The organism is Ruficoccus amylovorans (genome assembly GCF_014230085.1).
GTDB lineage: Bacteria > Verrucomicrobiota > Verrucomicrobiia > Opitutales > Cerasicoccaceae > Ruficoccus > Ruficoccus amylovorans.
In genome coordinates this window covers 177,629-196,209 of sequence record NZ_JACHVB010000020.1, presented here as the reverse complement: position 1 = coordinate 196,209, position 18,581 = coordinate 177,629, and the positions used below count along the sequence as shown (strand labels likewise).

The window sequence follows — 18,581 nt, the reverse complement described above, 5'->3', positions numbered from 1 at the left end:
TGTATCCAAAATCGGATACGTCGTGCCGGTTGCTTGTCACGCTCGGGCCTGCGCCTTGTGTTGGTTGGCTTTTGACAGAATGGATTTCAGGCTTTTGGTCAGGATGGGCTTGCCCAAGTGCTCATTCATGCCCGCATCGAGACAATCCTGCTTGTCGTCGCCGTGGGTGTAAGCTGTGAGGGCGCAGATAAAAACGCCCTGATTCTCCGGTCCAGCGTCGCCCTGGCGGATCGAGTGGGTGGTTTCGAGCCCGCTCATGCCTGACATTTCCACATCCATAAAAATAAGGTCGAACCTGCGCTGGCGGAGTATGTCGATGGCTTCCTCGCCGCACGAAGCGGTCGTGCATTCATGCCCCATTTGCCTGATGATCTCGTGCAGAAGCTGGCGGGTCTGGGCCTCGTCCTCGACAAGCAGTATCCGTAAGGGCTCGTCCGGCTGCATATGACTGTCGAGCGAAGGGTGCTCCGAGCTATGCGCAATGACTTCGCCCGAAATGGTGAAGTAAAAAGTCGTCCCGCGGTTTTCGTGACTCTCGGCCCAGATATCGCCCCCGAGCAGGTGGCAGATTTTCCGGCAGATGGCCAAGCCCAGCCCCGTCCCCCCGAACTTGCGCGTAGAGGAGGAATCGACCTGACTGAAGCTTTTGAAAAGTGTGCTGAGCTTGTCTTTAGGAATACCGACGCCGGTGTCACGCACGGCAAAAATGTAGGTCCAGTAGCCGGGCTTGTCGGCGGTGGGGCGGGCGGACACGGTGATGCGAATGGACCCTTGGTGGGTGAACTTGATCGCGTTGCCGACAACGTTGAGCAGTATCTGGCGCAGTTCCAGGTAATCGGTCTTAACCAGGTGCGGCGTGTGCTCCTCGATCTCGCAAGTCAGCTCCAGGTTCTTCTGGCTGGCCTCGGCCCCCATCGCTTCCTCGATCTCGTTAAGGAGCAGCGGAAGTTCCGTGTCGCGGTTTTCCAATACAATTCGCCCGGAGTCAAGGCGGCTGTAGTTGAGGACGTTGTTAATGAGTTCGAGCAGGGTGTAAGCGTTGGCCTTGATGATATCGATGGACTCCAGTTGATCCTCGTCCTGCGTCTGTTCGCGCAGGAGGTCGGCGAAGCCGATGATGGAGTTCATCGGGGTGCGGATTTCGTGGCTCATGACAGCGAGAAACTCGTCCTTGCTGCGGTTGGCAGAGTCGGCGGCCTCTTTGGACTTTTTCAGTTCCTGCTCGTAGCGGATGCGGTCGGTGATGTCGTTGACCAGTGAGGCGATACCGACGATCTTGCCCGCCTCGTTCATGAGCGGAGTGTTGTACCATTCGCAGGTGATGATTCGCCCGTCGCGGGTGACGTTTTCGTTTGTGCTGCTGAAGCCTCCGGTATTGGAAAGCAGGTTGGTGAAAATCTCGCTGCCGGCGGGGAGGAAATTCTCATGCACAAGCCAGGCGAAAGACTGTCCGACGATCTCCTCGGAGTGGTAGCCAAAGATGCGCTCTGCTGCTGGATTCCAGGAGGTGATGCGGCATTTCAAGTCCCACTCAATGAACGCCAGCGGGGTGCGCTGAACGTGAAATTCCAGCCGTTGCTGTGCTTCCTGTCGCTGCTTTTCGGCCTGCATGCGCACGCTGATATCCCGGCAACAGGCGATGACGCCGACGACTTCTCCGCGCTGGTTTTTCTCCTGGCTAAGGGACAGGTGCCCGTGGAAAACGTGGCCGTCATTGTGCCGGAGTCGGGTTTCGACGACATGGTTGCCGTGGATCAGGAGCGGCTCCAGAAAATGGCGGCTGACGAACTGCTCGTCGGGCTCGGGCAGGAGGCGATACAGCTTGCTGCCCAGGACATCCCCGGCCTTGAGACCAAACAGTGATTCGGCCTGAAGGTTCCAGAACTTGATATTGCCGTTGATGTCGGCCCCGATAATGGCCTCGCCCAGCTGTTCCAGGATGCGGGCCTGACGCTGGAGCGCGTCCTGAGTGCGTTCGCGTTCGAGCTCCATCTCCGCGCGGGTGGCGAAGGCCCGTAGTGCCAGCAGGACAAAGTCAAGATTGTCGATGCGCTCGCGGTGGAGCACGCAGAGCAGGCCGCTGACCTGCTTGTCCTGATTGAGCAGCGGCAGGCCGATGTAGGATTCGGCCTCCAGTTCGGTCAGTTGTTTGTCCTCGGGGAACGCCTGGCAGATCCCGCTTTCCTGGATAAAGGGTTCGCCATTGAGCAGGCGTTCGCAGGGAGCGCCCGCGACGGGATACTCCGCTACTGCACCGGGCTGGGTACTGGAAAAGGAGAGGGTACGGACGCGCGTCTTATCCGGGCTGGTGAACTCACCGACAAGCGCGTAGTCGAGATTGAGCGTTTCGGTAATGTAACGGGTCAACTCCCGAAAAAAGGCCGAACCGGAGAGAGCAGTAATGGAAACAGCAATCCGCTCCATCGCCCGTTCGGCAGATTTACGCGCCCACTTGGCCTGATAGTGATCCACGATCCGGACAATTGTGTGCGGCAGGTAAACCAGGTAGCGGCCATCGGAGTCGATCTCGATATAGTCCTGAATGCCAGACTTGAAGGCGTCCTGGGCACGCTCGCGGGAGGGAGTACGGTCAAGCAGGATAGTGGGGGTGGTGTGCTCGCGATGGAGAAGTGTACGGCACTCCTCCCAGCCTGCGCCACGGTCTCTGTCCGCATCGACGAGGACGACATCGAATCGCGCGCTCCTGGCGTTCAGGACTGCTTTTGCCTCGGTCCAATCGGAAGCGACCACGAATTCAGCATCGGTGGAAAAGTCTTTCAGGCTTCGGGCGATCGACTGGTATTCGCTCTCCCGCAAGCCGACGGCCAGGATGCGGACATTTTCCGTATATTTTTTAGGCATTACTTCAAATGGGTGCGCTTTCGAACAGGTGCGTAAAAATATGGGCTTTCTTGCGCCGTTGGCAAGCTCTGGCATGGTTGGTGCTAATAATTTTAATGAGTGTTACAAGTTGGGCTCATGGGATAAGCTAGAGAGGCCTGGCGGTTGGGGTTCCGCCAGGCCTCCTCATTTCTAAAAGGTATCTTTTCCCCACACGCAGTAAGCGCGAGGTGACTTTGGTTAACCTCGCCGCAGTCGGCAATTCGCCTGCCCGGCCCTGTGCAAGTGAAGCCAATCGAGGTTCGTATGAACGCACGGAGTTCGTAAGAGTCGGCGACAAACGCCGTTGCCCATGACTCCGCGTTGGCGGAGGCATCAGTGATCCGCAGGATCACAGGTCAAGGACTCAGTCCTTGCCTAATTCGGCCAGCAGGCGACGGGCTTCCTCGGCCGGGTCGTCATGGTGTTGTTCAATGGCCAGACGCAAGCCTTCTCGCAGCCAGGGGAGAGCCTCCTCGTGGCGGCCGGACTCCATCAGGGCCTTGCCCAGCATGATGCGTGGCAGCATCCAGTCGTCGCGGCTCTCGCTGCAAAATTGCAGATGCTCGACGGCTTCCTGCCACTGGGCATCCTGAGAAAGAGCCTGAGCCAGGCTGAAGTGGAAGAGCGGGTTATGCGGGTCGGCGGCCAGGCGCTGGCGCAAAAGGTCGGTTTTCATGAGAGAAGCGAGTTCAGGCGGATTCGGCAAAAATTGCGATGGCGGTGGTGTTGTCGGGGCCTCCGCGCTCATTGGCGAGGGCGATCAGGCGTCGGACGAAGCTCTTGGGGGAGTTGGCGGCGAGGATCAGCGTGTGAACTTCGTCCATCGTCATCGTTTTGGAAACGCCATCGCTGCAAATAAGCAGGCGGTCCCCCGGTTCGATCCGGGCGGTGAAGGTGTCCGTCTTGACCTTACCGAGTTGGCCGAGGCAGCGGGTCAGGGTGTGGTTGAAATAGTCCGGGATGTAGGCGTTCTCGCCGGGGTTTAGCTGGTTGAGCATCTCCTGCGCCATGGTGTGGTCGCTGGTGAGCTGGTGCCATTGCCCAGGCTTGAAGACAACGAGCGCGGTATCGCCGATGTGCCCGACATCGAGCCGGTCACCGACAACGTGGACGGCGGTCAGGGTCGTGCCGATCCCGAGGTCGGAACTGATCTCTCGCCCCCGCTTGCAAACCTCTTCATTGATGCGGGCAAAGACCGGGGCGAAATCCACCACCGTGCCGGGATTAAGCTGCGCGGCCCATTCGCCGAGTACTTCGATGGCGACTTCGCTGGCCATGGCTCCTTCGGGGAGTCCGCCCAGCCCGTCGGCCACCGCGAAAACGCCCTTGGCAGGATCAACGAGGAGGCCGTCTTCGTTGTCGCTGCGCATGAGCCCGCGGTCGGTCTGGCCGTAGGTTTGCAGTGTCAGGCGGGCGGGAGCTGTCATAGTGGCCGGTGATCTGTCGGACTTTCCGGGCATTCGGGTAAATATACCCCGGCTGTCCTGATTGTAAAGCTATTCCCTCAGGCGGAAACGCTCGGACAACGATGCTTTGCGATTGTTAAATGGTTTGTTTCTAGGGGCTTAGCCGGAATTTTATCGCTCTGATTCGATTGGACGCGAACCTTCACCCCGGAGAGAGGAACGGCATAGACGCATCCCCGTCATTAACTTTGCACGGGCACTGAGGAGGGCAGGCATGGGGGAGAGAATCCCCGTCCCCAAAACGCGAAAAATCAATCTAGGCGGTGGCGGCGTTGCGGCGCTCGACCAGCTTGAAGCCGTCGCTCTGCTCGTCGGCGTGGTAGGAGGAGCGCACGAGCGGACCACTTTCGATCACGTCGAAGCCCATACCCAGGCCGAAGCTTTTCCAGTGCGCGAACTCCTCGGGCGTGACCCAGCGGTCAATCGGCTCGTGGTTCTTGGTCGGCTGGAGATACTGGCCGATGGTCAGGATGTTGACCCCGATGGCACGCAAGTCCTTCAGCAGCTCAACCATCTCGTGTTCCTTCTCACCGATGCCGAGCATGATGCCGCTCTTGGTGACAAAGCCCCGGCTCTTGGCGTGGGTGAGCACCCACAGCGAACGCTCGTAGTTGGCGGTCTTGCGGATGGGGCGCTGGAGGCGTTTGACGGTCTCCATGTTGTGGTTGAGAATGTCGGGCTTGGCGTCGAGCAGAGTGTCGAGATGCTCCTGCTGGCCGCGGAAGTCGGCCGGAAGCACCTCGATCGCGGTCTGCGGGCAGCGGTAGCGGATGGCGCGGATGGTGGCGGCCCAGACGCTGGCGCCACCGTCCTTGAGGTCGTCGCGGGCCACGGAGGTGACCACGACGTGCTTGAGCCCCATGCGAGCCACGCTGTCGGCCACGCGGGCCGGTTCGCCCAGATCGAGCTCGGTCGGGCGTCCGGTCTGGATCGCGCAAAAGGTGCAGGAGCGGGTGCAGGTGTTGCCCAGGATCATGACCGTGGCGGTGCCCCGGCTCCAGCATTCGCCCATGTTCGGGCACTGGGCGCTCTGGCAGACGGTGTGAAGCTGATGGCTGTCAACGTTGCGGCGGGTTTCCATGTAGCCGGGACCATTCGGGAGTTTGGCCCGCAGCCAGGAGGGTTTGCGTTGGATATCGCTCATGGATTGTCGGACAATCATGCGGGGGTCCCGCCGTTTGTCAAAGGTGGAAGGGGATTTCTGCGGCTCAGTCTTCGCTCTGGTCGTTCGCCCGGAACAGCTCCTGCGCCTCGGCGGCCAGCAGTTGCTTGACCTCGGCCAGGTCGGCCTCGCAGCCCAGTTCGGCGGAAATCGAGGTCACCGTGCCCTCGGCGGGCGTGATCCCGCAGGGAACGATACCGCCGAAGTTACCCAGGTCGCAGTTCACGTTGAGCGCGAAGCCGTGGTAAGTGACCCAGCGCTTCACGGCGACGCCGATGGCGGCGATTTTGCGCCTGTCCAGCCAGATGCCCGTCAGCCCGTCGCGGCGGCTGGCGGCCAGGCCGAGCGAGCCGAGGACATTGATGATGAGCTGCTCGATCTTTCGCAGGTATGCGTGCAGGTCGCGGGTCCGCGCCAGCGAAATGACGGGGTAGCCCACGATCTGTCCGGGCCCGTGCCAGGTGATATCGCCGCCACGGTTGGTTTTGGCGAGCTGGATGCCGCGCGAGGCGAGGGCGTCTGGAGCGAGCAGCAGGTGTTTTTCCGCCCCGTGGCGCGCCCCGATGGTGTAAACGGATTCGTGCTCGGTCAGGATGAGGGTGTCGCCGATTTCGCCGTCGAGGCGCTGCTCGACGCGCTCCAGTTGCCGCGCAAAGGCGTCCTCGTAAGCCGTTCGGCCCCAGTCTTCGATTGTCAATGGCATGGGAAATGGGTTCGTAAATTTATAAATTTATAAAAATTCATAGATTCGCAGGTTGGTAAAATCGCAGGTTCGCCGTTTTGTACGCCGCATAGCGTTATTGAATTTACGAATTTAAAAATCTACCAATCTACGAATGTCTCCTAGGTGAACATCGCGTAGTAGAACAGCGCGGTCATGAAGAAGGAGATGCCGATCTTGATGATGAACGAGGCAATGCCGCCGACAAGGGTGCCGACCCCGGCCTTGCCGGACTCCTTGATCGTGCGCCGGGCGGTGAGTTCGCCAATGATCGCGCCCAGTACCGGCCCCACGACCAGCCCGATGAACGGCGAGAACACAAATGGCCCGATAATGCCCCCAAGCACGGCTCCGACAGCCCCCCGGGTGGTGCCACCGAACTTTTTCGCCCCCCAGTATCCGGCGATGAAGTCCAGCACCTGCGCCAGCGCGGCCAGCGCTCCGGTGATGATGACGACCTTCCACGAAATATCGCCCGGCACCCAGATTTTATAAATAACGATGCCGCTCCAGATGATTACGCAACCAGGCAGGATAGGGATGATCGACCCGACCACGCCGATGAAAATAATCAGCGCCGTGACCAGAAAGGGCAGCCAATGAATGCCTTCGTGCTCCATAAAATCAGGGCGAGTTTGGCCGACGGGGGCGTTTTTGCTAGTCAAAACGCCTCGGAGCGCTAAGTTGTTCTTCCGTACCCTAATAAAAATATCGTGAGCGACTCATTCCCCAATCCCGACATCCAACAGGAACTCAACGCTTTCTTCTCTCAGGAGGAGTTTATCGCCTTCTTTGATTTCTACTTGCCAGGCTCCGGTGGCAAGATGCTCAACGGCCTCTGTAAGGTCGCACGCCCGGCCGACGGCCACTCCGTCAACTACCTCTGTCTGACCTTCGTGGTGGACACGCCCAATGACGAGGCCGAAAAGCAGATTGAACGCCTGCTGGCCAAGTTCGACCTCAAGGCGCTGCGCGAACAATTGCCCAGCCTCCAGTCGCTGACTTCGGTTCCGGCCAGCATGCGCCACTCCGAGAACTACGTCCACCAGATGGACCTGATTTTCCCCAAGGACAAGGACCTCGACCTGCGCGAAGTCGTCCCCATGCTTCTTTTCAGCCTGCGCAAGGCAACCGGCTTCAAAACCGAAAGCCCGCAATGGTGGGACGAGGTCTCCCTCGACGCCCCCAAGCCCACCGAAGCCGAAAAAGCCAACTGGGGCAACCGCCTCAAGGCCATCTTCAAAGCCGTCGGCAAAAAATAAGTGCGTGGCCGCACAGGACATTAAGGGGCGCTGCCCCTACGCCGCCAAAAAGGCGGCTACCCCGGAGCGGGGCGGGAGCGTTCGGTCTTTGAGCTGACGCCCCGTATGTCACGCACCCTCCCGGACGGATTTCCGAACAGTCCAACATCATCCCCTCCGCATACGGGGCAGGAGCCTTTCTGGCTCCGATGGGGCAGCGCCCCATCACGGTGCGAAGCACCGAGGGTGCAGGGCATGCCCTGCCTAGAGGAGGATCCAACTGCCGAGGCCGAGGAAGACGGCGAAGCTGAAAATGTCGGTCGAGGCGGTGAGGAAGATATTGCTGGACTGGGCGGGGTCGAAGCCGAGCTTGTTCAGCATAAGCGGGATGAACGCCCCGGCCATGCCCGCGAAACACATCGCCATGACCATGGCGGTGAAAATCACGACCGAGATCATTGGGTTGCCGGTGAGCGCTCCTACCGTGACGGCGGCAGTCAGGCCGATGAGCAGGCCGTTCATCAGGCCCTTGAACATTTCCCTTATGCACACGCGGCGATCTTCCCCGCTATGAATGTCCCCAAGGGCGATACTGCGAATAAGGATCGCCAGGGTCTGGGCGCCTGTGTTGCCGCTGAGCCCCGCCACGACGGGCATGCACGCGGCCAGGATGGCCATTTTGCTGATCTGGTCCTCAAAGGCATAGACGACGCTGCCCGCGATCATCGCTGTGACCAGATTGATTAAAAGCCACGGCGTGCGGCGGCGGATACTCTGGAAAACCGGGTCGTTGACCGCTTCGTCACCGCCGGCACCCATGAGCTTCTGGATGTCTTCCGTGGCCTCGGACTGCACGATGTCGAGCACGTCGTCGTGCGTGACCATCCCGACGAGGCGGTTGTCGGCGTCCACCACGGGTACGGCATTAAGGTTCAGCTCGGCCATAAGCCGGGCCACCTGCTCCTGGTCCATATCGACGCGGCACACCCCCTTGAGATCGCGGGTCATGAAGTCGCGCAGGTAGTCCAGTGGGCCGTGCATGACCAGGTCGCGCATGGAGACGACGCCCAGCAGGCGGTTTTCCTCATCGACCACATAGACGTAGAAAATGTGCTCCAGCTCGTCGTTGAGACGCTGGATGTGCCGCACGGTCTGGATGACGGTCATCGAGGGGCGGGCGGTGGCGATCTCGGTCGTCATGATCCCCCCGGCCGTGTCGGGGCCGTAGGAGATCAGTTCGCGCATGGTGGCGGCGGTCTCGTCGTCCACCTTGCCCAGGAGGCGTTCGCGGTCGGCGGCCTCCATTTCGTTGAAAATGTCGGCGCTGTCGTCGGGGTCGAGTTCCTCCAGGATCTGGACGGCGCGCGGCTCGCGCATGGCCTCAACCACGTCAGCGGCGTCCTCGGCGTCCATTTCGGACAGAATGCTCGTGGTGTGCTCCAGCGGGATCAGGCGCAGGACCTCGCGCCGCCCGTCCACGTCAAGGCGGGAGAGGAAGCTGCCCACCGTGTAGGGAGAAGTCGCCTCCAGGCGGCCTGCGTCGAGGGCCTCCACGCCTTTCTCGGTGTAGATTTCGCGCAGTTCGTCGAGGGTGTAGGCTTCGGCGTCGGCAGCGGGAGCCGGGGTGTCGTTGACTTCAGCCATACTTCTTTACCAGTTGGGTGTAGGCGCGGAAGGCCGGATGACGGGCGTCGGCGAGCAGGCTGTAGAAAATCGTCTCCGTTGGCAACACATGGCAACCGGAATGTCGCAGGGCCTTCAGGACAGTGCCCCCGTCCCCGGCGCGGCGGCAGGTGAGCGCGTCCGAAAGCAGCGTCACGACGAGGTTCTGGTTGTGGGCGGCGAGGGCCGTCTGGTAAACGCAGACCGGAGTTTCCAGCCCGGCGATGAGGAGGCCCTCGGTCTCGCCCTCGGAGAGGTAGGCCTCCATGCCGTCTGCGTCGAGGCCGGAAAAGGCGTGCTTGGGGAAAACGGGAGCCTCGGGGGCCAGCGCGCGAAGTTCGGGCAGGGTGGGGCCGAGTTTGTCCGGCATCTGCTCGGTGAATGCCACGTCGATGCCCAGCAGGCGGGCGGCACTGATGGCGAACGAACATCGTCCGACCACCTGTTCCCGTTCAGGCATGACCTTGAGGAAGGTTTCCTGCATGTCGAGGACGAGCAGGACGATTTTACGGGTGGGTTGGCCGGATTCTTCGTTCATGGCAGTAAAGTCTTGTCAGATGTAGGCTTTGCGGGCGGCGATCTGGAGGTATTTCTCCTCCCGCACGTCGTAGGCGGTCAGCTTGCCGCCATAGACGCAGCCGGTGTCAATGCACAGCGACCAGGGGCGGCGGAAAATCTCGGGGCGCGGGGTGTGTCCGCAGACGACAAAGGGCGGGCCTTTCCAGCGTTCGGCCCAGCTGATGCCGTTGGTCATCTTGCCGCGCTTGCCGTAGGTACCGGGCGAGGCCGGGTCGATGACCTGGATGGAGGTCACGATGTCGGCTCCCTGCTCGGTCCAGGCACGGTCCGGCAGAAAGCCCCCGTGGACGAAGACGGTTTCATCCTCGGGGTAGGAGATGGTCAGCTCCAGGCTTTCGAGAAAGGACCAGTCCTCGGGGTCGATCTGCTTGAGCGTATCCCAGTCGTAGTCCTTGAGGATGGAGGGGTTGCCCTCGTGCCGGTAGCGCAGGAGGCGCAGCTCGTGGTTGCCGAGCAGGCAGCGGGCGTTGGGGAGGGCCTGGACGATCTTGAGCACGCGGGTGGTGAAGGGACCACGGTTGACGAGATCGCCGAGGAAGACCAGCGTGTCGTCCGCAGACGGCGAGATCTTCCCGAGCATTTCCTCCAGCTCGTCCGCACAGCCGTGCACATCGCCGATGGCGATCAATCTTCCCTTCGCGTCCCCCATGATTAATCCAGGCTTTTTCCTTGTAGAAGGCCCTACCTTGCAAACAATTCCTTTCGACTGGAACAAAAAAACCATGGAATGGCAGTTTAAACCTCCGGCCCGCGAGTCTTCGGTCTCGGGCGAAACCTTCTCTGAGGGCGAAATCGTCGTCTGCATCCTTCACCTCGACGCCGAAGGCCAGCTCCAGCGGGTGGACCTGCGCGAAGAGGAGGCGGACGCCTTCAGCGCGCCCGGCGGCGTCCTCGGGCGCTGGCGGCGCGAGGTCAAAACACCCAACGAGGAGGCCCGCGAGGCCCGTCGTCAGCTCATGGCGACGACGGAGGAGCTGTTTGTGTCGCTTTTCGAGGAGTCCGACCCAGAAGGGGAGCAGGACCGGGCCGTGCTCAAGCAGTTGCTGGCCCTCATGCTGGAGCGCAAGCGCGTGCTGCGCCGCGTCGGCCCCGCCGTCAAGGGCGTCCAGCGTTACCGTCATCCCAAGCAGGACCGCGAATACGACGTTCCGATGGACGACATCGATCCGGCCAAACTGATCCGGATTCAGGAACAACTTCAGTTGCTGGTCTGAGCAAGCCTGCGAAGCAACTGGATAAAGAGATGGCCCGCGAAGCCACGCGAAGAAACGCGGATAAGGATACCTGATTGTTAAATGGCTGCCCCAACAATCAGCCTTTTAACAATTAACCATTTTGCCCCCTCCGGGGCATACTTTCTACTTGAGGCTGATATGGGGGAATACCATGAAGCAAATGGCCATGACGATGGTCGGCACGAGCGCCCCGAGGAACAGCCCCAGCGGTGAAATCCCGTCCTTGAAGAACTTGTTCAGGATACTCTGACCGGCAGGGTTGGGGGCGTTCGCGATAACGGTCAACCCACCACCCGTGACAGCTCCGGCTACCACCGCGTACTGGAGCGCCTCGGCGCGGATGAAGTCAGCCCCTTCCTTGATCGCGCCGGTCGCGGTATGGATGTCGAAGACCGGCACCTGCGAGGCCAGGTAGGTGATGGCTGCGTTGTCGTTGACCGCGGTCAGCATGGTTGAGCCGATAAACAGCGGGAGTTGGTCAAGGCTGCCCAGCACGGGCGAAATCCACCAACCTTGCAAGCCACCGTGGATTTTCAGCGCCGCCAGAAAGAAGCCGACCAGCATCGGGCCGCGCAGCTTGATCTGGTACTGGAAGTGGGCCGTGCCCACCGTGAAGGCGATAAAGACCAGGAAGCCGCCTACGAAAAGCGGGGGGTGGTGCAGGGTCATGACGGTCCAGGCCACGAAGCCCACATGCACCGCGACAATCCAGCCCGGCACGGGAGCTTCCTCCGGTTCGGCTTCGGCATCCGGCACCGGAACAGAGGCGTTGGATACCAGAGTGGCAAAGTGCTTGCGGAAGATCAGGAAGTAGATCGTGTTGGAAATCAGGATGCCGGCCACCGCGCGCCAACCGAAAGTCAGCAGCATATGCGGCAGGTTCCACTCCCAGGGCGTCGCTACCATCAGCACCGGGGGAGCGGCGAAATGCGTCAACGTGCCGCCGACCGAGACGTTGACAAAGAGCAGGCCCAGCGTGGCGTAGGCAAAGAGCGGAGCGGGCTTGTATTTATAGAACTGCTGCCCGAGCAGGAGGGCGGCGATAGTCATGGCCGCCGGTTCGGTGATGAACGAGCCCAGCACCGGGGCAATGGTCAGGATCGACAGCCACCAGGCCGCCGGGCTGCGCTTGCCCAGCCCGGCCACGATGCTAAGCGCGTCGCGGGCCAGTTGCAGGATCGGGCGCGAAGAGGCGATGGCCATGATGACCACGACAAAGACCGGCTCAGTGTAGTCCTGCGAGTCGATGTAGCGCACGGCACTGGGAAAGCCCAGTCCCGGCCAGAAGCTGATGACCGCGAACAGCGGCAGCACCCAGATACCGAAGATGGCCTCGACCTCCCCGAGAAAGTGAAAGACGGTCGCCTTGAAGCTGACGGACGACTTGCCGTCCACGTAGTGCTCGCTGTCCTCGTCCGATGCGGCGGCGTGTTCCTCCTCCAGCCGGTGGGCGATGCTCATGAATTTCCCGGCCAGAAAGGTGTGGATGATCGCGCCCAGAAACAGCGCGGTGACCACGAGGTTGATCGGCTCGGCCTCGGCCCGGAGCACCAGGGTTTCCCACAGGCCCAGCTCCTCGACTCCTTCCTGGGCGGCTTTCTGTTCCTCAGCCTGGCGGTAGTCCTCCAGCGGGAGAGGGAAGGGTGGCAGATCGGCGTGGCTGTCACCGGCGGCGTGGGCGAAAAACGGGAGACACAGGCACAGGCAAGCCAGTATCGTCGGGAAAAATCTCGGCATCGTGGTGATTGAGTGAGAGCGTGAAAAATATACGCCGGGCTTATGGCCCAGTCATCTTACGGTTATGACATAAGTATCCCCCGGCTTGGCAAGCCGGATTCATCCGATTTTGTAAAAAACGCGTGACAATGCCAGGGGCGCCGCCCCACCGGGATTTTCTGCCCCGGGTTGGCAAAATAGTCCTTGCCCGTTGCCGGGAGGCCGCCCAATGTTCGTCCCGTGCTGCGAGTGCATTGCTACCTCTTGACAGGACTCGCGCTGATGGGTGGCTCCCTGCTGGCCCACGCGCAGATGGTCCCTCCCGAATTATCCTCCGACGAGCCGATTGAGTTTGACGCGGAGAATAACCGCATGACCGCGCGCGGAAATGCCATTCTCGACAATGAGAATACCCGCGTGAAGGCCGACCGGATCATCTTCGAGCAGGACCAGTCCACGGTGCAGGCGCGTGATACGGTCACGCTGACCAGCGGGAGCTTCCGCCTGCTCACCGACAACGCCGACTACGACTATTTCAACCGCACCTTCTACACGGGCGATTTCCGCCTGGGCAACGACTCCATCTACGTACTGGGCACCGAAGCCAAGGGCGACAAGGACCTGATCGAGGTGGCCGACGCCAAGATGTACGTGCAGGAGCCCGACCCCTTCGCGCTCAATCTTAACTCAAAAAAACTCACCGTTGAAAACCAGGACACGGTGGCGATGGAGGATGTGGTCTTCCAGATCGGCGAGGTGCCTTTCTTCTATCTGCCCTACGTCGAGTACCGCGTCGATAACGGCACCCCGGTCCAGTACACGGGCAATATTGGCCAACAGAACGACCTCGGCTTTTACTGGCAAAACGCCTTTGCCTTCCGCTTCATCCCCGAGTTGGCGGCGGGCCTGAACCTCGACGGCTACACCCAGCGCGGCGTCCTCGTCGGCCCGATTCTCGACTACAACTGGACCGACCCGGACTTCGGCACCATGACCGGCTGGGTCGATACCGGCTACATCCATGACGAGGGCAGCGCCAGCGAACTGGGCACGGACGTGCTCGGCCGCCCCATCGAGCCAGACCGCTACTTCATCGAGTGGCGGCACAAGCAGTTCTCGCTCGACGACAACCTGGAACTGACCGCCTCCATCAGTTGGTGGAGCGATTCCGCGGTCGAGCGCGACTTCCGCGAGGGCCTGTTCGAGGACAACCAGCAGCCGGACAATTTCTTCGAGGCTACCTACAAGGGCGAAAACTGGTTCCTCAACGCCATCGCCCGCCTCCAGCCCAACGACTTCCAGACCGTGGCCCAGCGCCTGCCGGAAGTCCGCTTCGACCTCGTGCCGACGGAGATCTTCGACACCGGCCTGTACCAGCGGCTTGATGTCAGCTACGCCACGTTGCAGGAAAATTCGCCCACTGGCTCCTTCAACACCCTGAACAGTAACCGAATCAACGGCTACTACGGCGTGCATTACCCCATCGCCGCGAGCGACTGGCTCGTCATCACACCGGTGGCCGGGGTCATGGCTACGCACTACGCCGTCACTCTCGGCAACTCCGGCAGCTACACCCGCGTGCTGGGCGAGTTCGGGGTGGATGTGGACCTGAACGCCGTCGGCGTCTGGGACTACCAGAACGAGTTCTGGGAGATCGATGGCCTGCGCCACTATCTCCAGCCGACCGTCCAGTACCGCTACGTTCCCGCCGCGCAGTCCGGCGACACCCTTATTCCGCCCATCGACCGCCTGGCTTCGTTTGAAACCTACTTGGAGCCGCTCGGCCTGGCCAACAAGCGCAACATCGACGACCTTTACGAGGAGAATACGATCCGCGTCGGCGTGCAGAATCTTTTCCAAACCCGCGACCCCGAATACGGCTCGCGCGACCTTTTTGCGGTCGATCTGTACCAGGAGTTCCGCTTCTCCACCGCCCCGGCCCAGCCGGCCCGTTACGGTCAGCCCGCCGAGCCCGCCGAGCAGGATTACTCGGATACCTACGCCATTATCCAGTTCATGCCCGCCTACTGGGTCCAGTTCAGCACCCTGCTGCGCGTGAACCCGAACAAGCTCAACCTCGATGAAATCACCTCCGGGGTGCGCTTCACCGACGGCGAGGAGTGGACGGCCTTTTTCGGGAACAACTACGTCACCGACGTGGTTGGGAACGACATCAACCAGTTCCTGCTTGATGTGCGCTACCGGCTCGACAGCCGCAACCTGCTCGGGGCCTACTGGACCGTCGATGCCGACCTGGGCGAGCTGACCGAGCAGGCTTACCTGTGGGAAACCATGCTGGGCCGCTCCTGGGAAGCCACCTTCGCCATCATCCACACCTCCGGTTCCACCCGTCAGAACGGTTTCCGCTTCCAGGTCAGCTTCAGCCTCGTGAGGATTTGACAAGCGCCGCCGGTGCCGCCTCATTGTATTTCCTGAAAAGAGTAGGGCGGCGCCGGGGAATCCCTTCCTGAGCACGCCCGCCCACCAGCCATGACGACGCCCGCCGAGCACGCCGAAGAACAGGACGCCCTGCTGCCCAGCCGGGAGATGGCCATCCGCCTGCCTGTGTTCGAGGGGCCACTGGACCTGCTGCTCTTTCTCATCCGCAAGAACGAGCTGGATATTTACGACATCCCCATCGAGGAAGTCACCCACCAGTACATGGGCGTGCTGCGGGAGATGGACGAGCTTAACCTGGAAGTCGCGGGCGAATTCTTTGTCATGGCCGCCACCCTGATGTACATCAAGAGCCGCATGCTTCTGCCGGTCAACGATCAGGAGGCTCAGCCCGAGGAAGAAGCCGAGGAGGCCGACCCGCGTTGGGAACTGGTCGAGCAGTTGCTCGAATACAAGCGCTTCAAGGACGCCGCCGAACAGATCCGCCAACTGGTTGAGCAGCAGCAGGACTTCCTGCCCCGGCTGTTTTCGGCCAAGGAGGAGGAAGTCGCCCCGCGCCCGGTCAAGAACAGCGACCGCATCGAGCTGTGGAACGTCTTCAACCTCGTGCTGCGCCGCCTGGCCGAGAAAATCGTCCAGGGCGAAATCCGGGACGAGCAGGTCACCGTCTCCGATCGGATGGAGTACATCCTCAACAAGCTGTCTGACACGCCGGAGTTTCTCTTTACCGAGCTGTTTGAGCCGGGGCAAAAGATCACCGTCCCGCTCATTGTGGCCTCGCTGCTGGCCGTGCTGGAGCTGACCCGCCTGAAAAAACTCACCGTCGAGCAGGAGGAGCTTTTCGGGGACATCCGTTGCTTCGCCCGCCCGGAGGAGGACGAGCCACCTCCGCTCCCCGACGAGGAAGACGAGCCCGACACAGCCTCCGTGAGCACCGGGGCGGCCGCTGTCAGCGCGGCAGTGGAGTCGGCTGATGAGGGGGACGAGTACGAAGAGGATGACGACGGCGAGCCCTGGGACAAGGATGCCTTCGCCGCCGATTTACCGGAGGCGGAAACACCCGAGGCGTCAGAAAGTCTTTCCGAATCAGCAGACGTAGAAACCGACGCCGGGGCAGACGAATTTGGCGACGGGGAAGACCCGTTCGAAGCCGATGAGGCGCTGGATGATGACGACGCGCATGCGGGTGACGAAGGGGAGAACCCGCGCCGCTGATCCGCGAATGTAACCCGGCGCTTGCCTTTTTACGATTAAGCGGCACGTTTCAGACTGTCAGAGGATTTCAGGAAATCCACAGTCGCACTGGCTAATTGTTGTCTTCTATCTTCAGTATCTAACCATTAAAAATCAGCCATTTAGCCATTTAACTCATTAGCCATCCTGACTTTTATTATGGAACGCAAGGAACAGAAGATCACGGGCCTGCTTGGCATCGGGCTGGATAATAAGGACGGGCACAAGCGCGTGACCCAGGCCGATAAGTTCGCCATCGTTGGCGGCTCAGCCGAGACGCACGAGCGCATGACCGAAACCGTGATGAAGACCTTTGAAGACCTCAAGCGCCGGGGCAAGGAGCTGGAGGAGGCCGACCACCGCGAAGTCGCCGACCTGATCCAGAAGCACTCCCAGTAAGGGAGGCGTCCGGGCTTGCCGGGCGGAGGAAATGTCCGGCGCGGGTGGGGCTGTTTAGGTTACTTGGACAAAATACTCGCATTGCATCTCTTGGCGCTTTTTGTCCGCGTATCTTAAGTTTCCGCAAGTTCCTGCCGGTGACTATTCTCAGTCAGGCGCTTGACTTTACCCGGCGAACGCGAACAATCCGTGTTTACGCATGAGCGACGAAGAAAAAAAGGATACCCCGCCCCCGGCTCAGGAAGCGGCGCATACACCGCCCCCCGCCGATAACGATAAACCGGCCGCCCCCGCCGAAAAGCCTCAGTTTAAGGTGACTCGCTCGCCCTTTACCGCCAAGGCTCCCGGTGCCGAGGGTGCCGTTAAGCTGCCGACCCCGCCCAAGCCGGTCACTGGAGCTCCCAAGCCTCCGTCGCCGGTTGCCGGGGCCCCGAAGCCGCCTTCACCGTCACCGGTCGCGGCCAATACAGCTGCCAAGCCTGCAGCGCCCGTTTCGCGTCCTAAGCCTTCAAAGCCCGTGCCGAAGGCACGCGCCGCCGACCCCGTCGTCGCGGAAGGATCTTCCGTCAGCGCGCTGGGACTGGCCGTTGACGCCGTTTGCGCGGTCGTGGCTGTGGTTTTTGCCGCGCTGATTTTTGTCAGCATGAAAGGTTAGCCCTCATCGCCCGACTAAGCCCCTGTTAATATTCTCATCTTATGGCATCCGAAAAGATTCAAAACCTCGATAACGATAGCTTCGACGCCACGGTCACTGAGGCGTCCACGCCCGTTCTGGTGGACTTCTGGGCCCCGTGGTGCGGCCCCTGCAAGGCCATCGCCCCGATCCTGGAAGAACTCGCCGGGGAGCTGGACGGCAAGGTCAGCATCTGCAAGGTGGATGTGGACAGCAACAGCGAGCTGGCTGGCAAGTTTAACATCCGGGCCATCCCGACCATCCTGATTTTCAAGGGCGGCGAAGTCGTCGATCAGGTCGTGGGCATGACCAGCAAGGCTGATCTTTCGAGCAAGCTTCAGGCCCAGCTCTAAAGCCTGCGCACGAAGAACGGAACGTTTTTAGGCATTTCCGTTTGGGTGTGATCCCGACTTGAGCTTCGGTCTATTTTTCAACGGCGCATGGAAAAGTCCATGCGCCGTTTTTGTTTTGGCCGCGGGGCGGTTTTGGGCTTTGCTCCCAGCGGTCTTTGTCGGGTAAAAGCAGAGCTTAATTTCTAATCATGGCACGCAAATCCAGCCGCAACCTGTGGACGGCCAAACTGACCGGCAAACCTGTTCCCGGGGCATCTTCCGCCCCTGTGACGGACGTTCGGCGCGTTTTCGCGGGCGTGGTCCTTGGGATTGACCCGAGTTTGCGCGGGACGGGGCTGGCCCTGGTGGAATTCGCCCCCGGCAAGCAGCCGCGCCTCTTGGCCAGCGAGACCGTGCGCAACCGTCCGAAGCTTGGATTCGCGGAGTGTCTCGGGGTGATAGCACACCGGGTAAGTGTCATGCTGGAGCATGACAGGCCACCGGTCTGCGTGGCGCTGGAGCAGACCATCTACGTGCAGAACTTCCAGACTGCGCAAATCCTCGGCGCGGCACGCGGGGCAGCCATCGCCCCCGCTGCCATGCGATCCCTCCCGGTTTTTGAATACGCGCCGTTACGGATCAAGCAGGCGGTGGTCGGGGCCGGACGCGCCAGCAAGGAACAGGTCGCAAGCATGATGCGCCACCACCTGCAACTGCTGGCCGAGTTGCCCTCGGACGAATCCGACGCCGCCGCCACCGCCTGCTGCCACGCCTGGACCTGGCACGGCTGATTTTACTTTGAAAATAGAACGATAGAATAACGGTCGCCCGCGAAGCCACGCGAAGAGTCGCCAAGAGAATATGAAAGGGAATTTCTTCGTG

General features: G+C 61.0%; 18 protein-coding genes. 8 read left to right on the top strand and 10 right to left on the bottom strand.

All coding sequences use genetic code 11. The features are described from left to right. Nucleotides 1-36: 36 nt before the first annotated feature. From H5P28_RS07300 to H5P28_RS07275, 6 genes are all read right to left on the bottom strand, one after another. Nucleotides 37-2,862 (bottom strand): PAS domain S-box protein, encoded by a 2,826-nt coding sequence (locus H5P28_RS07300; protein WP_185675048.1) that lies wholly within the window; start codon nucleotides 2,860-2,862, stop codon nucleotides 37-39. A gap of 385 nt (nucleotides 2,863-3,247) precedes the next feature. Beyond that, complete coding sequence (locus H5P28_RS07295) at nucleotides 3,248-3,559, bottom strand: molecular chaperone DnaJ (protein ID WP_185675047.1); 312 nt, start codon at nucleotides 3,557-3,559, stop codon at nucleotides 3,248-3,250. A 13-nt stretch (nucleotides 3,560-3,572) separates the two neighbouring features. Next, entirely contained in the window at nucleotides 3,573-4,310 is a 738-nt protein-coding gene (locus tag H5P28_RS07290; RefSeq protein ID WP_185675046.1) for a PP2C family protein-serine/threonine phosphatase, read from the bottom strand. Between the two features lie 295 nt (nucleotides 4,311-4,605). Beyond that, nucleotides 4,606-5,511, bottom strand: coding sequence for a lipoyl synthase (gene lipA, locus H5P28_RS07285; protein ID WP_185675045.1), 906 nt, complete (start codon nucleotides 5,509-5,511; stop codon nucleotides 4,606-4,608). A 46-nt stretch (nucleotides 5,512-5,557) separates the two neighbouring features. Next, entirely contained in the window at nucleotides 5,558-6,214 is a 657-nt protein-coding gene (gene lipB / locus H5P28_RS07280; RefSeq protein WP_185675044.1) for a lipoyl(octanoyl) transferase LipB, read from the bottom strand. Between the two features lie 140 nt (nucleotides 6,215-6,354). Continuing rightward, nucleotides 6,355-6,852 carry a DUF456 domain-containing protein gene (locus H5P28_RS07275; protein ID WP_185675043.1) on the bottom strand — a complete coding sequence of 166 codons (498 nt, stop codon included), beginning with the start codon at nucleotides 6,850-6,852 and terminating at the stop codon, nucleotides 6,355-6,357. Nucleotides 6,853-6,945: 93 nt separating this feature from the next. Here H5P28_RS07275 and H5P28_RS07270 point away from each other — a divergent pair, with 93 nt between their 5' ends. Then, complete coding sequence (locus tag H5P28_RS07270; protein ID WP_185675042.1) at nucleotides 6,946-7,494, top strand: hypothetical protein; 549 nt, start codon at nucleotides 6,946-6,948, stop codon at nucleotides 7,492-7,494. Between the two features lie 243 nt (nucleotides 7,495-7,737). Here the strand turns inward: H5P28_RS07270 and mgtE are convergent, their stop codons facing one another. From mgtE to H5P28_RS07255, 3 genes are read right to left on the bottom strand one after another with little or no spacing between them, the layout of a single operon-like run. Then, nucleotides 7,738-9,117, bottom strand: a complete 1,380-nt coding sequence (gene mgtE / locus H5P28_RS07265) for a magnesium transporter (RefSeq protein ID WP_185675041.1) — start codon at nucleotides 9,115-9,117, stop codon at nucleotides 7,738-7,740. Further along, complete coding sequence (locus H5P28_RS07260; RefSeq protein WP_185675040.1) at nucleotides 9,110-9,673, bottom strand: isochorismatase family protein; 564 nt, start codon at nucleotides 9,671-9,673, stop codon at nucleotides 9,110-9,112. The genes mgtE and H5P28_RS07260 overlap by 8 nt, the downstream gene beginning before the upstream one ends. Nucleotides 9,674-9,688: 15 nt before the next feature. Further along, a complete protein-coding gene (locus H5P28_RS07255) occupies nucleotides 9,689-10,363 on the bottom strand; it encodes a metallophosphoesterase (protein ID WP_185675039.1) in 675 nt (224 codons plus the stop codon). A 73-nt stretch (nucleotides 10,364-10,436) separates the two neighbouring features. Between H5P28_RS07255 and H5P28_RS07250 the strand changes: the two genes are divergently transcribed. After that, on the top strand, nucleotides 10,437-10,928 hold the full coding sequence (locus H5P28_RS07250) for a hypothetical protein (RefSeq protein WP_185675038.1): 492 nt from the start codon (nucleotides 10,437-10,439) through the stop codon (nucleotides 10,926-10,928). A 144-nt stretch (nucleotides 10,929-11,072) separates the two neighbouring features. On the opposite strand, the gene H5P28_RS07245 is transcribed toward H5P28_RS07250, so the two are convergent. Next, nucleotides 11,073-12,686 (bottom strand): putative Na+/H+ antiporter, encoded by a 1,614-nt coding sequence (locus H5P28_RS07245; RefSeq protein ID WP_185675037.1) that lies wholly within the window; start codon nucleotides 12,684-12,686, stop codon nucleotides 11,073-11,075. Between the two features lie 219 nt (nucleotides 12,687-12,905). Here H5P28_RS07245 and H5P28_RS07240 point away from each other — a divergent pair, with 219 nt between their 5' ends. The 6 genes from H5P28_RS07240 (at nucleotide 12,906) to H5P28_RS07215 (ending at nucleotide 18,490) form a co-directional block, all read left to right on the top strand. Beyond that, nucleotides 12,906-15,065, top strand: a complete 2,160-nt coding sequence (locus H5P28_RS07240; RefSeq protein ID WP_185675036.1) for an LPS assembly protein LptD — start codon at nucleotides 12,906-12,908, stop codon at nucleotides 15,063-15,065. A 90-nt stretch (nucleotides 15,066-15,155) separates the two neighbouring features. Further along, nucleotides 15,156-16,277 (top strand): segregation and condensation protein A, encoded by a 1,122-nt coding sequence (locus tag H5P28_RS07235; protein ID WP_221773377.1) that lies wholly within the window; start codon nucleotides 15,156-15,158, stop codon nucleotides 16,275-16,277. A 177-nt stretch (nucleotides 16,278-16,454) separates the two neighbouring features. Then, a complete protein-coding gene (locus H5P28_RS07230; RefSeq protein WP_185675035.1) occupies nucleotides 16,455-16,694 on the top strand; it encodes a hypothetical protein in 240 nt (79 codons plus the stop codon). Nucleotides 16,695-16,893: 199 nt separating this feature from the next. Then, nucleotides 16,894-17,349, top strand: a complete 456-nt coding sequence (locus tag H5P28_RS07225; RefSeq protein ID WP_185675034.1) for a hypothetical protein — start codon at nucleotides 16,894-16,896, stop codon at nucleotides 17,347-17,349. 41 nt (nucleotides 17,350-17,390) lie between these two features. Beyond that, nucleotides 17,391-17,720, top strand: a complete 330-nt coding sequence (trxA, locus tag H5P28_RS07220) for a thioredoxin (RefSeq protein ID WP_185675033.1) — start codon at nucleotides 17,391-17,393, stop codon at nucleotides 17,718-17,720. A gap of 188 nt (nucleotides 17,721-17,908) precedes the next feature. Further along, nucleotides 17,909-18,490 (top strand): crossover junction endodeoxyribonuclease RuvC, encoded by a 582-nt coding sequence (locus tag H5P28_RS07215; RefSeq protein ID WP_185675032.1) that lies wholly within the window; start codon nucleotides 17,909-17,911, stop codon nucleotides 18,488-18,490. The last annotated feature ends 91 nt before the right edge of the window (nucleotides 18,491-18,581 follow it).